The 201-nt window shown below is 47.3% G+C and carries 1 protein-coding gene; it reads right to left on the reverse strand.

What is annotated here, in order from left to right; translation table 11 throughout:
• Window positions 1-19: 19 nt before the first annotated feature.
• The coding region (locus tag AC6H42_RS13435) for a hypothetical protein (protein ID WP_497548258.1) at window positions 20-201 on the reverse strand (182 nt) is incomplete at its 5' end.

A 201-nucleotide genomic window follows, 5' to 3' on the forward strand; every position in this document is an offset into this window, starting at 1 on the left:
CGGAATGCGAGAGCCTTTGCTATAGTTCTGTCCCCGCGCTGCTGAGCACTGCTTGCAGCGTAGGAGAGGTAGGAAAACAGGGGTTGACGGATTTAACGAAACGCCCCATAATCTTCCTTCTCTGCTGCTGAACAAAACGCTTCAGCAACAACGCAGAATTCTTTAAAAATTTACAATCGATAAGTGTGGGCGTTTGATGAT

The organism is Massilia sp. NBRC 108631 (assembly GCF_059704565.1).